Origin of the sequence: Oceanisphaera litoralis (assembly GCF_016907015.1) — a bacterium.
In the GTDB taxonomy this organism is placed as follows: domain Bacteria; phylum Pseudomonadota; class Gammaproteobacteria; order Enterobacterales; family Aeromonadaceae; genus Oceanimonas; species Oceanimonas litoralis.
The window spans coordinates 41,657-48,954 of the sequence record NZ_JAFBBE010000024.1 but is presented as its reverse complement, the minus strand read 5'-3'; the positions used below and the strand labels follow the sequence as shown (position 1 = coordinate 48,954).

6 protein-coding genes are annotated in these 7,298 nt (G+C 57.9%); 3 read left to right on the top strand and 3 right to left on the bottom strand.

Translation table 11 applies throughout. The features are described from left to right. Window positions 1-1,497 (top strand): IS66 family transposase (gene tnpC / locus HNR62_RS13980; protein WP_204796692.1); only part of this gene is annotated, 1,497 nt, incomplete at its 5' end. 19 nt (window positions 1,498-1,516) lie between these two features. On the opposite strand, the gene HNR62_RS16475 is transcribed toward tnpC, so the two are convergent. After that, a complete protein-coding gene (locus HNR62_RS16475; protein WP_204796691.1) occupies window positions 1,517-1,840 on the bottom strand; it encodes a transposase in 324 nt (107 codons plus the stop codon). After that, window positions 1,801-2,325: a helix-turn-helix domain-containing protein gene (locus tag HNR62_RS13970; RefSeq protein ID WP_204796690.1), complete on the bottom strand. Its 525-nt coding sequence runs from the start codon at window positions 2,323-2,325 to the stop codon at window positions 1,801-1,803. The genes HNR62_RS16475 and HNR62_RS13970 overlap by 40 nt, the downstream gene beginning before the upstream one ends. 436 nt (window positions 2,326-2,761) lie before the next feature. On the opposite strand from HNR62_RS13970, the gene HNR62_RS13965 reads away from it, so the two are divergent. Together HNR62_RS13965 and oxyR are read left to right on the top strand one after the other, a co-directional pair. After that, window positions 2,762-3,490 carry a glutathione peroxidase gene (locus HNR62_RS13965; protein WP_204796689.1) on the top strand — a complete coding sequence of 243 codons (729 nt, stop codon included), beginning with the start codon at window positions 2,762-2,764 and terminating at the stop codon, window positions 3,488-3,490. Window positions 3,491-3,850: 360 nt separating this feature from the next. Continuing rightward, the gene (gene oxyR / locus HNR62_RS13960; protein ID WP_204796688.1) at window positions 3,851-4,744 is read left to right on the top strand and encodes a DNA-binding transcriptional regulator OxyR; all 894 of its coding nucleotides are present in this window, start codon (window positions 3,851-3,853) and stop codon (window positions 4,742-4,744) included. A gap of 26 nt (window positions 4,745-4,770) precedes the next feature. Here oxyR and HNR62_RS13955 read toward each other — a convergent pair whose 3' ends face one another. Beyond that, window positions 4,771-7,149 carry a penicillin-binding protein 1A gene (locus tag HNR62_RS13955; RefSeq protein ID WP_204796687.1) on the bottom strand — a complete coding sequence of 793 codons (2,379 nt, stop codon included), beginning with the start codon at window positions 7,147-7,149 and terminating at the stop codon, window positions 4,771-4,773. Window positions 7,150-7,298 lie beyond the last annotated feature (149 nt).

Here is a 7,298-nt window from a genome sequence, read left to right as displayed (position 1 = left end):
GAGCTCCCTGACGATATCACCCAACTGAAGCAGATGCTGATGCAGTTACAGCAGCAACATCAGGCACAGGCGGAAGAAATCAGCGAACTCAAGGCGCAGCTTGAGCATGCCCTGGCGCAGCTCAAACTCGGTCGCGCCAAGCGGTTTGGCCGCCAGAGTGAAAAAACGCCTCGGGGGACCTTCAATGAGGCCGAGCAGCAGTCCCAGCTCCCACCGGCGACGAAAAGCAGCCAGAAAACAGGCCGCAAGCCGCTGCCGGCCGGGCTGGAGCGCGAAGAACGGGTCTATACCCTCGACGAGCCCTCTTGCCGCTGCTGCGGCGATACCATGCAGATCTGCGGCAGTGAAGACAGCGAACAGCTGAAGATAGTGCCGGCCAGGATCAGCGTGATCAAACACCGCCGTACCAAGTATGCCTGTCGTCATTGTGAACAGACAGCCACCAGCACTCAGCTCATTACAGCGCCCAAACCGGCGCAGCCCATCCCCCGCAGCATCGCCAGTCCGGAGGCGTTGGCAGCCGTGGTCACCGCCAAGTACTGCGATGCACTGCCACTCTACCGGCAGTGCGATATCCTGGCGCGGATCGGCCTGGAGATAAGCCGCAGCACCCTGGCCAACTGGTGCATCAAGGCGGGGGAGTTGTTGCAGCCGCTGCTGGAGCAGATGCGCCGCGAGCTGCTGAGCCAGGCGGTCGTGTGCGCCGATGAAACCCGAGTACAGGTGCTAAGCGAACCTGAGCGCGAAGCGGAGACACAATCCTATATGTGGGTGTACCGCAGCGGTGAGTTCCACCCACAACCGGTGGTGCTGTATGACTATCAACCGGGGCGTGGGCAGCAGTATCCGCAGACCTTCCTCGAGGGCTATCGCGGTTATCTGTTGTGCGATGGCTATGGGGTCTATGGCACACTCAAGGAAGTGACGCTGTCTGGCTGCTGGGCGCATGCCCGGCGCAAGTTCAGCGATGCCCTCAAGGCGCAGCCGAAAAAAACCGGCAAGGCCACCGTCGCCCTCGGCTATATCCAGAAGCTCTATGCCATTGAACGTTCAGCTAAGGGGCTGCCGCCGGATACGCGGCGGGAAATACGTCGGCAACAGGCGGGGCCACTGCTGGACACCTTCAAGGCTTGGCTCACGGAGAGTGCGGACACGCTGTTGCCGAAGAGCTATATCGGTGAGGCGGTCAACTATACCCTCAAACAATGGGACAAGCTGAGCCGCTATCTGGAAGATGGCGAACTGAGTATCGACAACAACGTGACCGAGCGGGACATCCGACCGTTTACCACCGGTCGCAAGAATTGGTTGTTCTCCCAATCGGTCGGCGGCGCCCATGCCAGCGCGGCGCTGTACAGTATCGTGATGACCTGCCGGGCCAACGATATTAACCCGTACTTCTACTTCCAGCGGCTGTTTACCGAGCTACCGCAGCGGCCCCCCGGCGCCGATCTGACTGATCTGCTGCCATGGAACGTCGCGCTGGATGCCGAGTAGGCACCGGTTTACCGGTTAATTAGCCGCTTACGATGGAGGCATTGTCTACGACCACGATAGTCAATTTATCCTGGCAGGAAGATTGTGCCAACTTATCTAAAAAGGGTACAACGTGCTGCCGTTTCACTGAGTGTTCAAAAAGCTCAAAGTGCAGCTTGCCGGTAGCGTAGTTCAGTGCCCCCATCACATTCACACGCTTACGGCTTACACTGGCATCAGCCAAATGAGTGACACCAAGTGGTGCCCAAGCTCGCTGTACATTCGGTACACAGGAGAAGCCACTTTCATCGCAGTAAAGAAGCTCTATTTTGTCTGCTCTGGCCTTCCCTCGGAGTCTTGCCAAGCGGCCTTTGGCGTCCTGGAAGGCTGTTTCGTCTCTTTTTTTTCGAGACTGAGCCGGGTTCGTTTGAAAGATAGCTTTCTGGTTCTTAGTCCAACAGAAAGGCGATCCAAACTAAATGAAGGGGCATCGGGATATTGCTCGCGAACACGAGCAGCTATCCTGGCCAACGTCAGTGGCTCGGAGCGGGCAATATCTGCGGCCACATCCAACATTTCAGCAGTCAACTTGGGCGGTCGGCCGCCTTTATGCCCAGTCAAAATGCCGACCAACCCCTTAGTTCTCCAGCCTTTTGTCCAGTTATAGATCGGTTGATCGCTTATCCGAAACATCTGGGTAATTTGGACAACAGTAGCGCCATCATTCAGCGCGAGCGGGAGTGCGAGAGCTCTTCGTCTGAAATCTGGGAAAGGATGATGTTTTGACATCTCCTTCAGAGTGATAGCTTCTTCGGTTGTTAGTGGTTGTCCTAACAAGTTTCGCTTCATACCTAGGCCCACAAAATGGCATCGATAATGACAGTATAGATCCACATAAGTTATACGGCATTACTTAAGCAACACCCTATAACTGATATGGATTCTGGCGCTGGCTTGCCTTTCTCGTCACCCTCGCGAAGGCGGGGGGCCAGTGCCTTTGCAGGCAACCAGCAGCCTGACCGTTCTGCGCCACAAGTCCTGGATTCCCGCCTTCGCGGGAATGACGACAGAGCCATAGCTGTTATGCAGCATTACTTACCAGCGTCAGCATAACGGCCATGGGTAATCTGAACGGGAACTGTGGTGAAACGCAGCTCCCGTTTTCAGTGGTCAACATTAATAGCCTTTGGCTATCAATTCCTGTGATTTTAACTATTTCAACAATATAGCGATTCTTGGCATACTGAGTCCACTCAAGCGAAACGCACCGAATAAGGAGCACCCTATGTTGACTGATAAAACCGGCCAGGCCGTTCCCCAGGTTAGCTTCAGAACCCGTCAGGGCGAGCAATGGGTCGATGTGACCACCGACGAACTCTTCAAGGGCAAGACGGTGGTGGTGTTCTCGCTGCCCGGCGCCTTTACCCCGACCTGTTCTTCCACCCACCTGCCGCGTTACAACGAGCTGGCGCCGGTGTTGTTTGAAAACGGGGTGGACGACATCATCTGTATCAGCGTCAACGATACCTTCGTGATGAACGCCTGGCTCAAGGATCAGGAAGCGGAGCACATCCGGGTCATCCCCGATGGCAACGGCGACTTTACCGATGGCATGGGCATGCTGGTGGACAAGCAGGATCTGGGCTTCGGCAAGCGCTCCTGGCGTTATTCCATGCTGGTAAAGGACGGCGTGATAGAGCAGATGTTTATCGAGCCGAACAAGCCGGGCGACCCCTTCGAGGTGTCCGACGCCGATACCATGCTGGCTCACATCAACCCGCAGGCGGCCAAGCCGGCAGCCATTACCCTGTTCAGCAAGCCGGGCTGCTCTTTCTGTGCCCGCGCCAAGCAGATGCTGCTGGAGCAGGGCATGCGCTACGAAGAAGTGATATTGGGTCAGGATGCCACCAGCATTACCCTGAAGGCGGTGTCCGGCCGGACCTCGGTGCCACAGATCTTCATCGATGGCCGTCATATCGGCGGTAGCGATGAGCTGGCCGAATATCTGGCATAGCGGAATGCCAAGTAGTACTGGACAAGTAAGTAATGCAGCATAACAGGTGTGGTTCTGTCGTCATTCCCGCGAAGGCGGGAATCCAGGGCCTGTGGCGCAGATTTGTCAGCCTGCGCTTCTCCTGTAAAGACACTGGACCCCCGCCTTCGCGAGGGTGACGAGTAAGAAAAGCTAGCCCCAGTATCCACATAAGTTATGAGATATTACTTAGTGCAGGGACAAACAGTGCAGAAAAAAGGGGCGAAAGCCCCTTTTTTCGTTCTGTGATGCAGCGCCTGTACTGCCCTGAACACGACTTTTCATTTACGGTTAAATCGGTGATGATGACCGTAGAAGCGGCATGAAAACAACGGGGAAGACGTGAATCTAAGGGATCTGGAATACCTGGTGGCACTGGCCGAAGAGCGCCACTTTCGCAAGGCGGCGGAAAAATGCTTCGTCAGTCAGCCCACCCTGAGTGGCCAGCTGCGCAAGCTGGAAGACGAGTTGGGGGTGGTGCTGATGGAGCGCACTTCCCGCAAGGTGCTGTTTACCCCGGCGGGAGACGCCATTACCGCTCAGGCCCGGCGGGTATTGGCGGAAACCAAGGAGCTGCGCGATATTGCCCGTACCTTCACCGAGCCGATGTCGGGCGAGCTGCACATCGGCCTGATCCCGACGGTCGGCCCTTACCTGCTGCCCCATATCATACCGGTACTGAAACGGCACTTTCCCGAGCTGCACATCTATCTGTACGAAGCCCAGACCCACACCTTGCTCAAGCAGCTGGCCGACGGCGATCTGGACTGCCTGATCCTGGCCCAGCTCGAGAGCATGGATAACTTCGGCTCCTTGCCCTTGTATGACGAGCCAATGAGGCTGGCGTTGCCGAGCGAGCATGCCTGGGCCGGCCGTGAACAGATAGCACTGAGCGAGCTGCAGGGAGAAAAATTGCTGATGCTGGAAGACGGCCATTGCCTGCGGGATCAGGCCATGGGCTTCTGTTTCGCCGCCGGCATCGGTGAAGACAACCATTTTCAGGCCACCAGCCTCGAAACCCTGCGCAACATGGTGGCGGCAGGATCGGGGCTGACCCTGATACCGCAACTGGCCATCGGCCTGCACAATGGCAATTTGGGGGTGAGTTACATACCGGTGACGGATCCGGAACCCAGCCGCACCATCGCCCTGCTGTATCGCATTCACTCGGTGCGGCGCCCCTGTTTCAACGAAATGGCCAAGGTCATCAGCCAGCTGATCAAGGGGCTGCTGTAATCTCTAGCTGATCACAGGCCGGAGGCTCAGAACAGCTCGTCGGTAATGCTGGTGCCGCCAAACTGCTGCCGGCTTTCCGGCCGACCGTAGCGTCTGGGCTCTGTGCCTTCTATAAAGTACTCGGTCATGCCCTCGCCATGGCTGAGCAAACCGCTGCCGGTGTCTATGGTGGCGGTGACCAGATGTTCCGGCACCGGCCGAGCCTGTTCCGGGTAGTCCTTCAGCGCCACCTTCATGTAACTCACCCAGATGGGCAGGGCGGTGCTGCCGCCAAACTCGCCACCGGCGGTTTGATCCGCGCCCAGGTTGGGGTTGTGTGCGGTGCGACCCAGTGGTCGGCCGAAATCGTCGAAACCGACCCAGGCAGTGGCCACCCTGTCGGGGGTAAAGCCGGAAAACCAGGCGTCGCGAGAGTCGTTGGTGGTACCTGTCTTGCCGGCGATGTCCTGTCGCTGCAAGGCCCGTCCGGCACGCCAGCCGGTGCCGTTCCAGCGTCGACCGTTGCTGGTTCCGCCCAGAATGGCCGAGTTCAGCGCCTGGCTGACCAGGAAGGCATTTTCTGCGCTGATCACCGGCACGCGGCGGGGCTTGGCCTCATACAGCAGGGTTCCCTGTGCATCCTCGATACGTTGCACCACGAAGGGAGTCACCCGGGCGCCTCCGTTGGCCAGGGCCGCATAGCCGGTGGCCATCTGCAGCGGTGTGGCGGAAGGAGAGCCCAGCGCCAGGCTTTCTGTCGCCGAAATGTTGGCGGTGTCGAAGCCGAAGGCATTCAGCCGTTGCATGGCCACCGGAATACCGGTATCTCGCAGCAGGCGAATGGACACCACATTCTTGGAGCGGGCCAGCGCTTCCCGTATCCGTATCGGGCCATCATAGACGTTGGGCGAGTTGCGGGGTTTCCAGGCATTGCCGCTACCGGCATCCCAGTGGTTGATGGGCGCATCGTTGATCAGGCTGGCCAGGGTGAAGCCGCTATCCAGCGCCGCCGAATAGATAAAGGGCTTGATATTGGATCCCATCTGACGCTCGGCCTGCTGGGCCCGGTTGAACTTGTTGAGGGTGAAGTTGAAGCCGCCTACCAGTGCCGTTACCGCGCCGCTGGACGGCTCCAGCGCCACCAGGGCACCATTGACCTCCGGTAGCTGGGCCAGCATCCAGTGTTCTCCCTGAGGGCGAACCCAGATTTGATCGCCGGGGCTCAGGGCCTCTTTGGCCTGCCGCAGGGCATGGCCCTGGCGCTTGTCGGAGAGGTAACGACGTGCCCACTTGATGCCATCCCACCCGAGCTGTACCTCGCCCCTGTTCTTGATGATCAGGGTGGCGCTACGCTCGGCCACGGCGGTGACCACGGCAGGCTCCAGCGGCCAGTAGCTCGGTTGCTGCTCAAGATGCTGTTCAATCTGTTCCCGGTCCCAGGGGCTGTTCTGCCACAGGCTGGCCGTCGGGCCGCGATAACCATGACGCAGATCGTAAGCCAGCAACCCCTCGACCAGGGCGGTATTGGCGGCGTTCTGTTCGTCCGACTGCACCGTGGTATAAACGCTCAGTCCACGGGTATAGGCTTCCTTGCCGAACATCGACAGGGCAAACTGGTGCGCCATTTCTGCCAGATAGGGGGCAGTGAGGGTGATTTCGGCACCGTGATAGCGGGCCGCCACCGGCGCTGCCATCGCTTCATCGTATTGAGTGCGGGTGATCTTTCCGGTGTCCAGCATGCGGCCCAGTACGATGGCCCTGCGTTCGGCGGCGCGACGCGGGTTGCTGATGGGATTAAAGATGGAAGGTCCCTTGGGCAGACCGGCGATCATCGCCATTTCCGCCAGCGTCAGATCGCCGACTTCCTTGCCGTAATACACCTGGGCGGCGGCACCGACACCATGAGAACGGTGCCCGAGCGGAATTTTATTGAGGTAGAGCTCGAGGATTTCGTCTTTGTCGAGCAGCGATTCGATATGCAGGGCGATGAAAATTTCCTTGATCTTGCGGATCACGGTTTTTTCCCGAGTGAGAAAGAAGTTTCTCGCCACCTGTTGGGTAATGGTGCTGGCGCCCTGGCGTTTTTCGCCGGTGCTCAGCCAGACAAATGCCGCCCGGCTGATACCGATGGGATCGATACCGGGATGCTCATAAAAACGGTCGTCTTCGGTGGCCAGAAAGGCGTCTATCAGTAGCGGCGGCATCTGCGCCACGGTAAGGGGATAGCGGCGCTGTTCACCGTATTGGGAGATGAGTTCGCCATCCTGACTGAAGATGCGCATCGGCGTTTCCAGGCGTATGTCCTTGAGTGCAGACACGTCCGGCAGCTCGGGTTTGATCTGTTGATAGAGTCCGAAGACGGCGACTATGCCACTCAGCGCGAGAAAAAGACCGAATAAAAACAGGCGATTGAGCCATTTGAGCATGAAGATAACACCCGATAAATCATTTTTTAACCAAACAGTGAGCAAGTATATCCTGCGTTGGTGGTGTTATTCGAGCGCTTTGTTTTTATACTGCGATAACCTTAGCGATTTGCTTGAGTCTGTATATTATTGTCAAAACCAATCATAAC